The organism is Nakamurella flavida, from assembly GCF_030811475.1.
Classification (GTDB): domain Bacteria; phylum Actinomycetota; class Actinomycetes; order Mycobacteriales; family Nakamurellaceae; genus Nakamurella; species Nakamurella flavida.
The window spans coordinates 2,055,638-2,071,905 of the sequence record NZ_JAUSQV010000001.1; the positions used below are offsets into that span (position 1 = coordinate 2,055,638).

Annotated in this window: 14 protein-coding genes; 12 read left to right on the forward strand and 2 right to left on the reverse strand. The window is 74.1% G+C overall.

The window, feature by feature from the left end:
- Window positions 1-59: 59 nt before the first annotated feature.
- The 11 genes from J2S58_RS09245 (at window position 60) to J2S58_RS09295 (ending at window position 12,661) form a co-directional block, all read left to right on the forward strand.
- Complete coding sequence (locus tag J2S58_RS09245) at window positions 60-1,553, forward strand: gamma-glutamyltransferase (protein ID WP_205258177.1); 1,494 nt, start codon at window positions 60-62, stop codon at window positions 1,551-1,553.
- A gap of 91 nt (window positions 1,554-1,644) precedes the next feature.
- Window positions 1,645-2,919 (forward strand): M20 family metallopeptidase, encoded by a 1,275-nt coding sequence (locus J2S58_RS09250; RefSeq protein WP_205258176.1) that lies wholly within the window; start codon window positions 1,645-1,647, stop codon window positions 2,917-2,919.
- A 129-nt stretch (window positions 2,920-3,048) separates the two neighbouring features.
- Window positions 3,049-3,735, forward strand: coding sequence for a GntR family transcriptional regulator (locus tag J2S58_RS09255; protein ID WP_205258175.1), 687 nt, complete (start codon window positions 3,049-3,051; stop codon window positions 3,733-3,735).
- A 280-nt stretch (window positions 3,736-4,015) separates the two neighbouring features.
- Complete coding sequence (locus J2S58_RS09260) at window positions 4,016-5,452, forward strand: purine-cytosine permease family protein (protein WP_205258174.1); 1,437 nt, start codon at window positions 4,016-4,018, stop codon at window positions 5,450-5,452.
- Window positions 5,449-6,312, forward strand: coding sequence for an N-acyl homoserine lactonase family protein (locus tag J2S58_RS09265; protein ID WP_205258173.1), 864 nt, complete (start codon window positions 5,449-5,451; stop codon window positions 6,310-6,312). The genes J2S58_RS09260 and J2S58_RS09265 overlap by 4 nt, the downstream gene beginning before the upstream one ends.
- Window positions 6,313-6,346: 34 nt before the next feature.
- The gene (locus J2S58_RS09270; RefSeq protein ID WP_205258172.1) at window positions 6,347-8,056 is read left to right on the forward strand and encodes a Mur ligase family protein; all 1,710 of its coding nucleotides are present in this window, start codon (window positions 6,347-6,349) and stop codon (window positions 8,054-8,056) included.
- 129 nt (window positions 8,057-8,185) lie between these two features.
- A complete protein-coding gene (locus tag J2S58_RS09275) occupies window positions 8,186-8,947 on the forward strand; it encodes a TetR/AcrR family transcriptional regulator (protein ID WP_205258171.1) in 762 nt (253 codons plus the stop codon).
- Between the two features lie 112 nt (window positions 8,948-9,059).
- A complete protein-coding gene (locus tag J2S58_RS09280; RefSeq protein ID WP_205258170.1) occupies window positions 9,060-9,245 on the forward strand; it encodes a CsbD family protein in 186 nt (61 codons plus the stop codon).
- A 124-nt stretch (window positions 9,246-9,369) separates the two neighbouring features.
- On the forward strand, window positions 9,370-10,587 hold the full coding sequence (gene moeA / locus J2S58_RS09285) for a molybdopterin molybdotransferase MoeA (protein WP_205258169.1): 1,218 nt from the start codon (window positions 9,370-9,372) through the stop codon (window positions 10,585-10,587).
- Between the two features lie 89 nt (window positions 10,588-10,676).
- A complete protein-coding gene (locus J2S58_RS09290; RefSeq protein ID WP_205258168.1) occupies window positions 10,677-11,513 on the forward strand; it encodes a sugar phosphate isomerase/epimerase family protein in 837 nt (278 codons plus the stop codon).
- Complete coding sequence (locus J2S58_RS09295; protein ID WP_205258167.1) at window positions 11,510-12,661, forward strand: Gfo/Idh/MocA family protein; 1,152 nt, start codon at window positions 11,510-11,512, stop codon at window positions 12,659-12,661. The genes J2S58_RS09290 and J2S58_RS09295 overlap by 4 nt, the downstream gene beginning before the upstream one ends.
- A 56-nt stretch (window positions 12,662-12,717) precedes the next feature.
- Here the strand turns inward: J2S58_RS09295 and J2S58_RS09300 are convergent, their stop codons facing one another.
- A complete protein-coding gene (locus tag J2S58_RS09300) occupies window positions 12,718-14,088 on the reverse strand; it encodes an 8-oxoguanine deaminase (RefSeq protein WP_205258166.1) in 1,371 nt (456 codons plus the stop codon).
- Window positions 14,089-14,335: 247 nt separating this feature from the next.
- On the opposite strand from J2S58_RS09300, the gene J2S58_RS09305 reads away from it, so the two are divergent.
- Window positions 14,336-15,265 (forward strand): acetamidase/formamidase family protein, encoded by a 930-nt coding sequence (locus J2S58_RS09305; protein WP_205258165.1) that lies wholly within the window; start codon window positions 14,336-14,338, stop codon window positions 15,263-15,265.
- Window positions 15,266-15,268: 3 nt separating this feature from the next.
- On the opposite strand, the gene J2S58_RS09310 is transcribed toward J2S58_RS09305, so the two are convergent.
- A complete protein-coding gene (locus J2S58_RS09310; RefSeq protein WP_240189316.1) occupies window positions 15,269-16,249 on the reverse strand; it encodes an NAD(P)/FAD-dependent oxidoreductase in 981 nt (326 codons plus the stop codon).
- Between the last annotated feature and the right edge of the window lie 19 nt (window positions 16,250-16,268).

The window sequence follows — 16,268 nt, forward strand, 5'->3', positions numbered from 1 at the left end:
TCGAATCAAATATAATTCATACTGTCGAGGCCCACCGTCCCGGCGCACCCCGGAGACCCATGACGACGCCTCATCACGCCACGCCACGCCGACCCGGACCGGCGGTGCACTGCCGTGCGCTGACCGGTGATCTCGGGGCCGTGTCCGCGGCCCACCCGTCGGCCGCCGCGGCCGCCGTCCGCGCCCTGCAGGCGGGGGGGACGGCGGTCGACGCCACCATCGCCGCACAGGCCGTCGTCGCCGTGCTCATGCCGCACTCGGCGGGACTGGGCGGCGACATGTTCGCCCTGGTGCACGAACCGGACGGCACGGTGGGCGCGGTGAACGGCAGTGGTCGCAGCGCGGCCCGGCCCGTGCCCGGCGGGTCGGCCACCGGGATCGGGATCGGCGCCCAGGTCACGGTGCCCGGCATGGTGGCCGGATGGTTCGCCGCGCACGAGCGGTACGGCCGACTCCCCGTCACCGAGATCCTCGCCCCCGCCCGCCGACTCGCCCGCCGCGGCGCCGTGGTGGACACCGACCTGGCGGCTGCGGTGGCCCAGCAACGGCCCCGGTTGCAGGCCGGCGGAGCCGGCGGCTGGGACCTGCTCGCGCTGTCCGCCGGCGACCGGTGGCGGCAGCCCGCGCTGGCCGACGCGCTCGACGCGCTGGCCGGGCAGGGGCCCGACGCGTTCTACCGGGGCCCGGCCGCCGCCGCGATCACCGCCGCGGTCGGCCGGCACGGCGGGACGCTGTCCGTCGACGACCTGGCCGCCCACGTCACCGATCTGTCGCCGCCCCTGGCGCTCGCCTGGGACGGGGGCAACGCCCACGTCCAGCCGCCACCGTCGCAGGGGGTGCTGCTGGCCATGGCGCTGGCCTGGCTGCAGGACCGGCCACCGGCCGACGACCACCTGCTGGTCGAGCTGACCGAGGCGGTGTTCGCCCACCGCGCGGACTGCTTCCGCGGGGCGGCCCTGCTGGACGCCGAGCTCGTGGTGGATCCCGAGCGGGCCACCCGCCGCGGCGGCCCGCGCGCCTACCTGCACACCGCCGGCGTCGCCGTCGCGGACGCCGCCGGGATGGTCGTCTCCAGCCTGGTCAGCGTGTTCGACGACTTCGGCAGCGGCATCTGGGTGCCCGAGCTCGGCTGCACCCTGAACAACCGCGGCGCCGGCTTCACCGACGGGGCCAACGCCCCGGCCGCCGGCGCCCGTCCGGTGCACACCCTGGCCCCCGCGCTGACGGTCGACCGGAACGGCGACGTGCTCGCCCTGGCCACCCCCGGTGCGGACGGACAGATCCAGACGCTGCTGCAGGTCCTCACGGCCCTGCGACGGGGCGACGACCTGGCCACCGCGGTGGCCGCGCCCCGCTGGCGCAGCGAACACGCCGAACTGCTCGTCGAGGCCGGCCATCCGGCCCGGGACGACCTCTCGGCCCGGGGGCACGGCGTCCGCGACCGGGACGGCGGCGACCCGGTCTTCGGCGCCGTGGTGGCCGCCGGCACCCGGCGCGGGGCCCCCTACGCCGCCGCCGACTGGCGGCGGTTCGTCTGGTCGGCCGTCGCCTGACGCCGATCCCACCCACGACCGGCACCGTCAGCCCCACCCGATCCCACCGGCACGACCCGGCGGGACCGGACGGCCACAGGAGAGGACAGCGATGACCGCAACGAGCAGCCCCGGGGGTCCGGTCACCGCCGGGGTCGGCACCGACGTCGGCACCGAGGTGCTGGCGGACGTGGCCGGGCGGCGGGAGGAGATCGTCGCCCTGTGCGCCGATCTCGTCGCCGCACCCAGTGTCAATCCGCCCGGCGACACCCGTCAGGTGGCCGGGGTGGTGGCGGCCGCGCTCGGCGACCGGGGGATCGACACCCGCACCGAGCACACCGATCCGCTGATGCCGTCCGTGCTGGCCGGCCTGGACTCGGGTCGGCCGGGGGCCCACCTGATCCTCAACGTGCACCTGGACACCATGCCGCCCGGCGACGAGGCCGCCTGGTCGGTCCCGGTGTGGGAGCTGACCCGCCGGGACGGGCGGCTGTACGGGCTGGGCATGGGCAACATGAAGGGCGCCGTGGCCGCCATGGTCACCGCCGTCGACCTGTTGGAGCAGCGGCGCGGCGACTGGCCCGGCCGGATCACCTTCGCCGCGGTGAGCGACGAGGTGGTGTTCGGCGACAACGGGGCCGCCTTCCTGCTGCGCACCCATCCCGACCTGCTGGGCGACGGCCTGATCTGCGGTGAGGGCCCCGGCTTCGAGCGGTTGGCGCTGGGCGAGAAGGGGGTGCTGTGGCTCCGGGTGACCGCCGTGGGCGACCCGGGGCACTCCTCGTCGGTGCGGCGCGGCGCCTCGGCCACCGCCCGGCTCGCCGAGGCGGTGCGGCGGGTCGACGACCTGACGGGCCGACGCGGCGCACTGCCCGCCGACCTCACCGCGATGGCCGACCTCACCGGGGTGCCGGGTGACACCGGACTGGAGCTGACCGTCAACGTCGGGACCGTGGCCGGCGGCACCTTCATCGGTCAGGTCGCGACCGGCGCGACGGCCGAGCTGGATCTGCGCCTGCCGCCCGGCCTGCCCGCCGACGACGCCGAGCAGCTCGTCCGGGACACCCTCGGCGACATCCCCGGCATCGCCGTCGCGCGCATCAAGGGTTGGGACGCGAACTGGACCTCGCCGGACTCCGCGCTGGCCACCAGCTGGCAGCGGGCGGCCCGGACGGTGCGCGGAGCGCCGCACGACCCGGCCGTCCGGCTGCCTGCCAGCGACGCGAGCCGGTGGCGGCAACGCGGCGTCCCGGCGCTGTGCTTCGGCCCGCAACCCACCTTCTCCGCCGGCATCGACGATCACGCCGAGGAGGACGAGGTGCTGCGCTGCGCCGCTCTCTACACCCTGACCGCCCTGGACTTCCTGCACGGGACGGCGGGCTCGTGACCGGTGCGCCCACGTGCCGGAGCCGCCGACCCGACGGCCGGCGAACGCCCCGCTCATATACTTCATCCCGAGCGCAGTGCAGCGCTGCGCGACTGTCGGGGGACGAGGAGTGATCAGGTGGGGACGAGCGTGAGCACGACGACCGAGCGGGTGGACCTGGGCGGCCGACTCCCCACCATGTTCGGCTCCACCACCCTGCCGTCCCGGATCCACGACCAGCTCGAGTCGGCGATCATCACCGGCACGCTGCAGCCCGGCCAGCGTCTGCATGCCGACGACCTGGCCGCCCACTACGGGGTGAGCCGCATCCCGGTGCGTGAGGCGCTGCGCTCGCTGCACGAGGCGGGCTGGGTGGACATCAAACCCCGGCACGGGGTCCGGGTCCGCGAGCGCTCGGAGACCGAACTGATGGAGCTCTTCGAGTTCCGCGCCGTGGTCGAGGACAGCGTGGCCCGCTGGGCCGCCGCCCGCCGCACCGACGACCAGCTGGCCACCCTGCAGGACGCGGTGGACGGGGAGGCCGCGGCCGTGCGCCGGCGGGACACCGACTCGCTCGTGCTGCACACCGCCCGGTTCCACGCCGCGCTGCGGGCGGCCGCGCACAACTCCGTCCTGGAGGCCACCTCCGCGGAGATGGAGAAGCGGGCCCGGTTCTACTTCTCCACCGTGGCCGCCGATCTCGGCGACCACTGGATCGAGATCCATCGCGAACTGACCGAGCTGGTGGCGGCGAGCAGGGCCCGGGAGGCCGGCAAGGTGGCGGCCCGGCACATCGCCGAGACCGGCGCCGCCGTGCGGAGTCTGCTCTTCCCCTGACGTCCTCCCCCGGACGTCTGCTCCCGGCGCGGTGACGGGCCCGAGCCCGGCCCCGTGGCGTTCGTCGCCGTCCCTCGCTGACCGGCGCTGACCGGCCCTGCCCGGCACTGTCCGGCGCCGCCCGCGCACCGTCCGACACTCGCGTGCTACAGCCGTGTAAACCCTGGGCCGGAACGGTCGTCGACCCTTGTCCCGTACCGGTACGGATTATAAGTTATCCAGCAGTCCGGACGGCGCCCGCTGCCCGCCTCCGTCGTTGCCGGCCCCCGGGAGCCCCCAGATGACCGAATCCACCGCCGCCACCGGCAAGCTCGAGGTCAACCACATCGAGGTGGTGCCGGACTCGGAACGGCACGGTCGCGCCCGCGACCTGTTCCCGGTGTGGTTCTCCAGCAACCTGAGCCTGGGCAACGCGATCTTCGGGGCGCTGGCCGTCGCGGTCGGCAACGGCCTGCTGTGGGCCCTGGTCGCCGTGGTCATCGGCAACCTGGTGGGCGGCGCCTTCATGGCCCTGCACTCCGTCCAGGGGGCCAGACTCGGTGTGCCGCAACTGATCCAGAGCCGGGGGCAGTTCGGCTTCTACGGCGCACTGCTGCCCGTGGTGCTGGCCGCGTTCCTGTACCTGGGCTTCTTCGTCACCACCGCGGTGGTCAGCGGGCAGGCCCTCTCGGCGGCGGCACCGGACCTGTTCAGCGTCAACCAGGGGCTGGTGCTGCTGGCCCTGGTCAGCCTGGCGCTGGCCCTGGCCGGCTACCGGGCCATCCACCTCGCCGCCAAGTGGGCGCTGTGGCCGCTCGCGGTGACTCTGGTCGTCGTCACGGTGGCGGCGATCGTCGGCAGCGGCGGCATGCAGGTCGGTGACAACACCTTCTCCCCCGGTCCGTTCTTCACCGCCGTCGGCCTCGTCGCCACCTTCCTGCTGACCTACGCGCCCTACGTCTCGGACTACTCGCGCTACCTGCCCGCCGACACGTCCGCCTCGGCCGCCTTCGGCTGGACCTTCGCCGGCGTCTTCGTCTCCGCCATCTGGGCCAACGTGCTCGGTGTCGTGCTGAGCCTGCAGTTCCCGGACGGCGACGTCTTCCAGTCGGTGCGCCAGCTCATCGGCAACGACGTGCTCGCGGTCGCCGTCCTGCTGGTCACCGCCCTGGCCATCGCCGGCAACAACGCGCTGAACCTGTACGGGGCGATGCTCAACCTGATCACCGCGGTGTCCTCGTTCGTCCGGCTGAAGCCGTCGTTCACCGTGCGGGTGGTGATGCTGCTGCCCACCCTGGTCATCGGGGTGCTGATCGGCCTGCGCGCCTCGGACGACTTCTACGCCCAGCTGGGGGTGTTCCTGTCCGTCCTGATGCTGACCTTCGTGCCCTGGGGGACCATCAACCTGTTGGACTTCTACCTCGTCCGGCGTGGGGTCTACGACGTGCAGGCGCTGTTCGTGCCCCGCGGTGAGTACATGCACGACCCGGCGACGTGGACCGTCGGCGGCGTCAACGGCAAGGCCATGATCTCGTTCTTCGTCGGGGTGGGCGGCTCGCTGCCCTTCGTGGCCAACGGCGCCTTCGTGGGATCGGTGGCCGCGTCCTGGGGCGGGGCCGACCTCTCCTGGGTGCCCGGCATCCTCATCACCGGCGCGGTCTACCTGATCCTGTCCCGGATCGGGGTCTCGTCCCGACCGGCACCGGCCGCCCCGGTCACCGCCGGCACCCGGCGGTGACCGGGACCGCCCGCCGGCTCTTCGTCCTGCAGTACGGGGCCGAGCGGGTCGGCAAGTTCCTGTCGCTGCGGGGCGGCTCGGCACGGCTCGGCTGGGAACCGCTGTTCGGCGTGCTGGTCGACACCGAGGACGGCTGGGTGCTGCTGGACACCGGGATGTCCCGTGCCGCACTGGATTCCGCGGACAACCAGGCGGCCTACGCCGCGGCCGCGGAATCCGGTGGCGCCGATCCGACCCCGGTCCGCGGGCACCTCCGCCCGGAGCCACCGGACCCGGCCCGGTGGAACTGGGGCCTGGCCGGGGATCCGATGGTCGCCGCCCTGGCCACCGTCGACCTGGCGCCCGCCGATCTCGTCCTGGCCGCGGTCAGCCATCTCCACCTGGACCACTCCGGTGGTGTGCCCACCCTGGCCCGCGCGGGCGTCCCGGTCGCCCTGCACCGCCACGAGCTGGAGTTCGCCCGCAGCGGCGCCGTCGGACTGGCCGACGGGTTCCACGCCCCCGACTTCTCCGATCCCGCCACGACCTGGCAGCTGCTCGACGAGGACACCGAGATCGCGCCCGGGGTCACTGCTCTCACCACCCCCGGGCACACCCCCGGGCACCTGTCGTTCCGGGTCGACCTGCCCCGGACCGGCAGCTGGATCTTCACCGCCGATGCCACGGACCTGGCCCAGAACCTGCTCGACCGGGTGACCTGCGGATCCTGTGCCGGCGGGACCGCTGCGGACGAGGAGGCGGCCGACGCTTCGCTCGACAAGCTGCTGACCGTCGCGGCGCAGACCCACGGACGACTGATCCCCGGGCACGACCAGATCGTCACCGCCGCCATCGCGCACCCACCCGGCGGCCACCGGTAGTCCCCGTGGCCCCCCGCTGCCCTAGGGTGCGGCCATGAGCCAGGAGCCCGCCCTGTCCCCCGTCGTCCGGCCGGCGCAGATCCGGGTGCTGACCGGCCCGAACCTGTACTTCTCCCGGCCCGCGGTCGCGGTGACCCTGGACGCCGGGCCGGCCCTGGTCGCCGACGCCGCCGACTTCGTCGGGTGGCAGCGCGCACTGCGGGTGCGCCGGCCGGCCGTCGGCCTGCCGTTCTCCGAGACGCGTGCCCTGGCCACCGCCGAGCTGGCCGCCGCCCTGGTCCGCCGGGCCGCGGCCCGGATCACCACCCGGCTGGCCGCGGTCGCCCGGCCCGGTGACGACGACACGGTGATCGTGGCCTTCCCGTTCCGCCACCGCGGGACCGCGGAGGTGTTCGCCGAGGCCGTCGCCGAGGCCTTCGCCGCCGTCACCGCCCGGGGCACGACGGTCGGCGCCGCCCTGGCCGGCATCCGCCCGGCCCTGGCCGGCCACGACCCGGGCGAGACGGTGACCCCCCTGCGCCCGGGCATCCCGGTCGTCGCGGTGACGGGGACCAACGGCAAGACCACCACCACGCGGCTCATCGCCCACCTGATCCGGGCCGGGGGCCGGGTGCCCGGCTGGTCCTCCACCGACGGCATCGTCATCGACGGGGTGGAGGTGGAGACCGGTGACTGGTCCGGGCCCGGCGGCGCCGCCCGGGTGCTGGCCGACCCCACCGTCCAGGTCGCGGTGACCGAGACCGCCCGCGGCGGAATCCTGCTGCGCGGCATCGGGACGGCCGCCAACGACGTCTCGGTGGTCACCAACATCAGCGCCGACCACCTCGGCCTGCTCGGCGTGCACACGGTCGAGCAGCTGGCCGAGGTGAAGTCGGTGATCGTCCGGATCACCAAGCCCGGCGGGTGGACCGTGCTCAACGCCGACGATCCCCTGGTGCTCGGCATGCGGGCGGTGTCCCGGGCCCGGCCCTGGTACTACTCGACCGATCCCGACAACCCGCACCTGGACGAGGCTCTCGCCGCCGGCGGCCGGGCCACGACCGTCATCGACGGGGTGGTCGTCGTGCTCGGCCACGGGCTGGACCCGACCCCGATCATCGCCGTCGCCGACGTCCCGCTCACCCTGGCCGGCTCGTCCCGGGTCAACGTGGCCAACGTGCTCGCCGCCTCGGCCGCCGCGCTGGGCCTGGGGGTGGGCAAGGACGCCGTGCGGCGCGGGTTGGCCACCTTCGCCGCGGACGCCGCCCACAACGCCGGACGGCTGAACGTCTACGAGCTGGACGGCACGGCGATCGTGTTGGACCTGGCCCACAACGAGGCGTCGCTGGCCTCGTTGCTGGAGGTGGCCGACGCCCTGCGGCTGCCCGGCGGGGAGCTCGGTGTCGTCGTCGGCACCGCGGGCGACCGCCCCGACGAGGCCCTGCACGCGATGGGGGCGATGGCGGCGGTGGCCGCCGACCACCTGCTCATCGCGGCCCAGCGCAAGTACCTGCGCGGTCGGGAGCCCGGCGAGATGGAGCGCCTGTGGCGGGCCGGCGCCGCCGAGGCGGGCGTGATGGACGTGCCCGAGGCCGACGGGGAGACCGCGGCGCTGGTGCGCCTGCTGGACGCCGGTCTGCCGGCCGGCTCGGTGATCGCGGTCTGCACGCTGGAGTCCCGGGCCGAGATGGCCGCGGAGATCGCCCGCCGGGGCGGGAGCGAGGCCGGCCCGACCGAGGTGGCGGCCCGGGTGGGTGGGTCCTGACCTGCGGAGAATCCGGGGTCGGCGGCCGGGGGGGTCCGGTGTTTGAACCCCCCCGGGCGGGGAATGACCGACGCGCGGGCGCCTAGGGTGGAGGTCGACGGCCCGATCGCGGGCCGAACGGAGGACCCGATGAACCGACCGACGAGCGCCGATGGGGCCGTTCGCGAGGTCCGGGTGCGCGAGGCCCGGGTGCGCGAACCGCTCGACCGACGCCGGATCCTGACCGCCGCCATCCAGCTGATCGACGAGGACGGCCTGCGGCGGCTGACCATGCGCCGCCTCGGTGCCCACCTGGGCGTGGAGGCGATGGCCCTGTACCACCACGTGCCCGGGCGGGAGGACCTGCTCGACGGCGTGGTGGAGAGCGTGGTCGACGAGCTCTACGACGACCCCGAGGTCTACCTGGAGGCCACCGACTGGCAGGAGTACCTGCAGCGGCTCTCCCACGGGCTGCGGCGCATCGCCCTCAAGCACCCCAAGGTGTTCCCGCTGCTGGCGACCCGCCCACCGGCCGCTCCCTGGCTCCACCCACCGCTCCGCAGCCTGCGGTGGACGGAGTCGTTCCTGACCACCCTGCGCGCCTGCGGGTTCGACGACCGCGCCGCCGTCGCGGCCTACCGGGCGTTCTCCAGCTTCCTGCTCGGGCATCTGCTCCTCGAGGTCGCCGGGCTCGACGCGCAGATCACCCCGTTGGACGAGCCGGACGAGACCGCGACACCGGCGGGCACCGATCTGAGCGAGTACCCGGTGATCGACCGGCTCAGCGGAGCGCTGGCGGAGGACCGGTCGGCGGAGGAGTTCGAGGACGCGCTGGAACAGCTGCTCGACCGCCTGCAGCTGCTGAGCGAGGACGCCGCCGAACGCGACCACCACGCCGGGCAGGGCCGTTGAGCCCCGTCCGGGTATCCTGAATTACGTCGTAAAGGCCGAACCGGCCCGGGCGACCCACGGAGAAGCCGATCGACCGACCGGTCGGCCGGCGAGAACAACGACGGGAGATCCCATGAGCATGGGCGACAAGATCAAGAACGCTGCCGAGGACCTGTTGGGCAAGGGCAAGGAAGCGACCGGCAACGTCACCGACAACAACGACCTCAAGGCCGAGGGCCAGGCCGACCAGGCCAGCGCCAGCACCAAGCAGACCGGCGAGAAGGTCAAGGACGCCGCCAAGAACGTCTTCGGCAGCTGATCCACCCGCCGCCCACCGGGCGGCACGCACGTCCAGCGGCGTCACCGGGTTCGTCCCGGCGGCGCCGTCGGCGTCTGCGGGGTGCACCCCCGGGAACGGACTCCGCCCGGCGCAGAATGACCCCATGCGCACCGTCGAAGAGCACGCCGCCGTCGTCTCCGCCCTGTTCTCCCCCACCCCGACCGTGTCGGTGCCGCTCGACCGGGCGCGGGGACTGGTGCTCGGCGCCGATCTGGTCGCCACCATCGACCTGCCTCCCTTCGCCAACTCCGCCATGGACGGCTACACCGTGCGCGCGGCCGATCTCACCGGACTGGTCGACGGCCCGGTGACCCTGCCCGTCTCGCAGGACATCCCGGCCGGTCGGACGGACACCGCCCCGCTGGCTCCGGGCACCGCGGCCCGCATCATGACCGGAGCGCCGATGCCCGACGGCGCCGAGGTGATCGTGCAGGTGGAACGGACCGACGGCGGACAGGGCGAGCCCGGCGCGGGCACCGTGCGCATCGACAGCGCGCCGGCTCCCGGGGTGCACATCCGCGGCCGCGGCGAGGACGTGCTGGCCGGGGCCACGGTGCTCACCCGCGGCACCCCGATCGGGCCGCCGCAGATCGGGGTGGCCGCCGCCCTCGGCTTCGCCGAACTCCCGGTCCGGCGCCCACTGCGGGTGCTCATCCTGTCCACCGGGACCGAACTCGTCGAGCCCGGGCACGATCTCGGCCCGGGGCAGATCTACGAGTCGAACTCGGCCATGCTCGCCGCCGCGGTGGCCGGGGCCGGCGGGGAACCGGTGGTGGCACGATTCGTCGCCGACGACGTGCCCACCTTCCTGGCCGCACTGTCCTCCGCCGCCGAGGCGGCCGGCGGCGTCGATCTGATCCTCACCTCCGGCGGCGTGTCCGCCGGGGCCTTCGAGGTGGTCAAGGACGCGTTGACCGACCGCGGGGTGGAGTTCGCCAAGGTGGCCATGCAGCCCGGGATGCCCCAGGGCGCCGGTCGTCTCGACGGCACACCGGTGATCACCCTGCCGGGCAACCCGGTCAGCTCCTACGTCTCGTTCGAGGTGTTCGTCCGGCCGGCCCTGCGCGCCGCCATGGGGCAGCCGGTGATCACCCGGCCCATGGTCTCCGTGCCGCTCACCGGTCCGCTCGACTCCCCGGCCGGCCGCCGGCAGTTCCGTCGCGCCCACCTGGACGCCGCGGCCGGCACCGTCACCGTGTGGGGCGGGCCGGGATCGCACCTGCTCGGCTGGCTCGCCGGGGCCGACGCGATGATCGTCGTCCCGGAGGACGTCACCCACCTGGACGCCGGGGAACACGCCGAGGTGTGGATCCTGGACTGACTGACTGACTGACTGACTGGCCCGCGCCCGACGCTGGATCGGGATGCCTCGACTGGCGACGACCCCGTCGCACGCCCTAGCGTCGATCCATGACCAGTGCGGCTCTCTCCGTCCAGCTCTACTCCGTCCGCGACGCCCTGACCTCCGACCTCGACGGCACCCTGGCCGCCCTCGCGGCCATGGGCCTGCGCGAGGTCGAGGTGTTCGACTTCGTCGATCGGGCGCCCGAACTCGCCGAGGCGTTGTCCCGCGCCGGCCTGCGCGCCCGGACCGGTCACGCGTCGTTGCTCTCCGAGGGCCTCGGCTTCGACGACCCGGCCCTGGCCGACGCCCAGGCCGGGCCGCCCGGTCAGGACCGGGTGTTCACCGCGGCCCGCACCCTGGGCCTGGAGATCGTCATCGACCCGTTCGTGGCCGCCGACCGCTGGCTGGACGAGGACGCGGTTCTGGCCACCGCGCGACGCCTGAACGACGCCGCCGGGAAGGCCGCCGATCAGGGGCTGCGCGTCGGATACCACAACCACTCCCAGGAGTTCGCGGTGTCCTTCCGCGGCGTCAGCGGGTACGAGGTGTTCGCCGACGCGCTCCGCGACGACGTGGCCCTGGAGGTCGACCTGTACTGGGCGGCCACCGCACGCCAGGACGTCGCCGCCCTGCTCGGCAGGCTCGGTGAACGGGTCAGGGCCCTGCACCTCAAGGACGGCGTGATCGGTGACGACCCGTTCCGACCCGGCGCGGCCCGGATGGACCCGACCCGGCTCGACCAGCGGCCGGCCGGCCGCGGCGACCTGCCGCTGCTGGAGTACCTGGCCGCGGCGCCGTCGACCGAGTTCGGGGTCATCGAGTTCGACCACTACGCGGGTGGCGACGTCCTGGACGGCGTGCGCGACAGCGTCGAGTACTTCCACGCGAACGGTCTGCGATGAGCGCCGGCGGGACCCGTCCCGGGACCGGCTCCGGACCGGTCGGGGTCGGCTTCATCGGCACCGGGATGATCAGCGACACCTACCTGGAGAACCTGACCGCGTTCCCGGACGTGCGGGTGCTGATCCTCGGCGATCTGGATCCGGAGCGGGCCCGCGCGCAGGCGCAGAAGTGGGGTGTGCCGGAGTCGGGCTCGGCGCAGGACGTGCTGGACCACCCGGAGGTCGAACTGGTGGTCAACCTGACCATCCCGGCCGTGCACGCCCAGGTGGCGTCGCAGATCCTGGCGGCCGGCAAACACGTGTGGACCGAGAAGCCGATCAGCGTCGACCGACCGAGCGGGCTGGCCTTGCTGGCCCAGGCCGACCAGGCCGGCCTGCTGATGGGCGTGGCGCCGGACACCGTGCTCGGGCCCGGGGTGCAGACCGCCCGGCGGGCCATCGCCCGCGGCGACATCGGCACGCCGCTGACCGCGCAGACCGTCATGCAGTACATCGGCCCGGACATCTTCCACCCGAACCCGGAGTTCCTGTTCGCGCCCGGCGCCGGACCGCTCTTCGACATGGGGCCGTACTACATCACCACCCTGGTGCAGGTGTTCGGTCCGGTGGAGACGGTGGCCGCCTTCGGTTCGCAGAGCCGGGCCACCCGCACCGTCCAGGTCGGCGATCGCGCCGGGACCGAGTTCCCCGTGCAGGTGCCCACCCACGTCAGCGCCCTGGCCCGGTTCACCGGCGGCGGGGTGAGTCAGAGCGTGTTCAGCTTCCAGTCCCCGCTGGCCCGCACCGGTGTGGTCGAGATCGCCGGCACCGAGGGCACTCTCGTCATCCCGGATCCGAACCACTTCACCGGCGAGGTGCTGATCACCCGGATCCCCGCCGCGGCCGCCCGCGACGAGGACCCGGAATGGGAGAGCATCCCGATCACCGGGGTGCTGGCCGGGCGGGGCCTGGGCGTGCTCGACCTCGCCCGGTGCGTCCGCACCGGGCGGCGTCCGCTGGCTTCCGGCGAGCTCGGGTACCACGTGCTGGACACCCTGGTCAGCATCGACGAGGCCGTGACGAGCGGACAGACCGTCGCGGTGCGGAGCACGGTGGACCCGGTGCCGCCCATGTCCGACGACGACGACCCCTTCGCCGCCACCCTGTGACCCGGCCCCTGAGCTGCATGCCCCGGAGGGCGTGCAGCACAGGGGATCTCGGGTTCTCAGATGCGGGCGCGTCCGAGCAGGGTGCTGCTCGCCGCGATGACCTCCATGGCGATGTCGTCCTCCTCGACCGTGGTCACCGTGTCCTCCTCGACGACGGTGCGGCCGTTGACCAGCAGCAGCTCCAGCGGCGGCGGGCTGCCGAGCACGAGAGCGGCCACCGGATCGGCGATGTCGATGTGCGGCAGGGTGTCCAACCGCCACACGGCGATGTCGGCCAGCTTGCCGGGCTCCAGCGAGCCGATCTCGGCCTGCCGGCCCAGCACGGTCGCGCCGCCCATGGTGGCCATGTCCAGCGCGTCGCGGACGGTCAACGCCTGCGGACCGCCCACGGCCCGGGCGAAGAGCACGGCGTGCCGGGCCTCCTCGAGCAGGCTGGACGCCTCGTTGGACGCGGCTCCGTCGACGCCGAGCCCGACGGCCACGCCGGCGTCCCGCAGGGCCCGGGTGCGGGCGATCCCTGCCCCCAGTCGGGCGTTGGACGACGGGCAGTGCGCGACGGACGTCCCGGTGCGGGCGAGCTCGGCGATGGCCGGGTCGTCCAGGTGGACGGCGTGGGCGAGCCAGACGTCCGGTCCCAGCCAGTCCAGCGAGGCCATGTACTCCACCGGGGACATGCCGAAACGCTCGCGGCAGAAACGCTCCTCGTCCTGCGTCTCGCACAGGTGGGTGTGCAGCCGGACGTCGTACTCCCGGGCCAGCACGGCCGCCTGGGAGAGCAGGTCGCCGGTCACCGAGAACGGCGAGCACGGTGCGACGCCGATGCGCAGCATGGAGTCGAACGCCGGGTCGTGGTAGGTGGCGATGGCCGTCTGGGTGGCGGCCAGGATGGCGTCGATGTCCTCGACGACGTGGTCCGGCGGGAGACCGCCGCGGCTCTGCCCGAGGTCCATCGAACCGCGGGTGGGGTGGAACCGCAGCCCGACCCGGCGGGCCGCCTCCACCTCCGCGGAGAGCAGGTCACCGCCGTCGCGGGGGAACACGTAGTGGTGGTCGGTGGTGGTGGTGCAGCCCGTGCGGGCCAGCCAGGCCAGGCCACCGGTGGCCGCGCTGTGCACGATCTCCGCGTCGATGTTGCCCCACACCGGGTACAGCGTGGTCAGCCACTCGAACAGCGTGGAGTCGACGGCGAAGCCGCGGGTGACCCACTGGTAGAGGTGGTGGTGGGTGTTGATCAACCCGGGGGTGACCAGGCAGCCGGTGACGTCGACGACGGTGGTGTCGGCTCCCTGGGTCAGGGCGGTGGGTGCCGCCCCCTCCCCGACGGCCACGATCCGGTTGCCCTGCACCACGACGTGTCCGTGCAGGTGCTCGGTACCGGCCGCGTCGACGGTGGCGATGTACCCGCCGTCCAGGACGAGGGTGCTCATCGGCATGCCCCGCGGTGGTGGTGATCGACGGTGTCGCGCAGGCGCATGGTGCCGCTCCAGGGATCTCGTGGGGCCGGGTCGACCCATCGTCGCAGGTGCCGTCCCGTTCCCGGGGACGTCCGGAACGGAACGGGTGCGTGCACCGTGCCCGACCGGGATGACCGACGGCGCAACCCGGTGTGACGGGCGGGTTGCGGGAACTACGGTGGGCCCGTCGGGCCGCCTCCGGCCCGCAGGACGGAGCCCCGTGACGCCCACCCTCGACCCCGCCGGTGACACCCTGCACGGCTGGTTCTCCCCGGACCGTCCCCCCGTCCGCAATCTCGATCCCGGCGACACCGTCACGGTCGGCACCCTGGACTGCTGGTGGTCGGCCGGGCCGTACCCGGGTGGGGCGAACCGGGACCGCCCCCGGGTGCCCGGGCACCAGCCGGGATCGGGCCATGCGCTGACCGGGCCGGTGGCCGTGCGCGGAGCCCGCGCCGGGGACACCCTGGCCGTCCGGCTGGACGCGATCACTCCGGGCCGCTGGGGCACCACGGTGAGCGGCGGGCCGACCCCGCTGGGCGAGCGGTACGGCACCGGCGACGACCCGGCCGTGCTGGCCTGGGAGCTCGACCCGGTCGCCCGGACGGGCCGGAACCAGCTGGGCCACACGGTGACCCTCCGGCCGTTCCTCGGGGTGATCGGCATGCCGCCGCCGGAGCCGGGCGAGCACTCGACCATCCCGCCGCGCCGCTGGGGCGGCAACCTGGACTGCCGGGAGCTCGTCGCCGGCAGCACCCTCTACCTGCCGGTACCGGTGGACGGGGGCCTGCTGTCCTTCGGTGACGGGCATGCCGCCCAGGGCGACGGCGAGGTGGGCGGCACGGCGATCGAGTGCCCGATGACCACCACGGCGACCCTGGACCTGGTGGACAGCCCGCTCGGCGGGGAGCTCGACGCACCGGTGGCCCACACCCCGGCGGGTTGGGTCACCATGGGCCTCGGGCCCGACCTGGACACCGCCCACGCGCAGGCCCTGGACGCGATGGTCACCCTGCTGGTCGCGCGGTACGGCGTCCGACGGTCCGAGGCCTTCGCCCTGGCCAGCGTGGTGGTGCACATGCGGGTCACCCAGGTCGTCAACGAGACGGTCGGGGTGCACGCCGTGCTGCCGGACGGCGCCCTGCGCTGAGCCTCATCCGGTGGGGACGGTCCTGCGGTCGGCCAGCGCGGCCGCGAGGTCGGCCTGGATGAGGTCGCCGTGGATGGCCGCGCCGGCCATCGCGCCACCGGCCGCCGAGGCCATCACCTGCGCGGTCAGATCGGTGACGTTGCCCGCCACCCAGACCCCGGGCACCGCCGTCCGGCCCATGCCCTCGTTCGGCACGTACTCGCCGATCGCCGCACCCATCGGGTGCGGGACCGGGTCCAGGCCGAGAATGCTCAGCAGACCGCCGCGGGCGACCATCCGGCTCGCGGTCACCATCGTCCGCCGGGCGACGACGGAGCCGTCGACGAGCCGCACCCCGGCCAGCCGCCCGGTGTCCCGGTCGGTCTCCAGCCGCTCGACGAGGCCGGGGACCACGGGGATGTCCAGCGCCGCGAGCTGTTCCCGGTCGGTGTCGGTCAGCGTGGTGGTGTGCTCGAACAGCACGACGTCCTCGCTGAGCCGGCGGAAGAGCAGGGCCTGGTGGGTGGCCATCGGTCCGGTGGCCAGCACGCCGATGGCGGTGTCCCGCACCTCCCAGCCGTGGCAGAACGGGCAGTGCACGACGTCGGAGCCCCACAGCTCGCGCAGGCCGGGCACGTCGGCCAGCTCGTCGACCAGGCCGGAGGTGACGAGCAGTCGGCGGGCCGTGGTGGCGCGTCCGTCGGCCAGGGTGACGGTGAAGTCCCCCGCCGGGTCGTCACGGCGCACCGCGACCACCTCACCGGTGGCGACCTCCGCGCCGTAGGAGACGATCTCGGCCCGCCCGAGCGCGGTCAGCTCCCGCGGTGGGATCCCATCCCGGCTCAGGAAGGCGTGCACCCCCGCGGCCGGGGCGTTGCGGGGCTCGCCGGCGTCGACCACGAGCACCGCGCGGCGGGACCGGGCCAGCATGAGGGCGCCACTCAGGCCGGCGGCGCCGCCGCCGACCACCAGGACGTCGTACCGGGACTGCAGGGTTTCGGTCATACCTGCACCGTGCACCCCG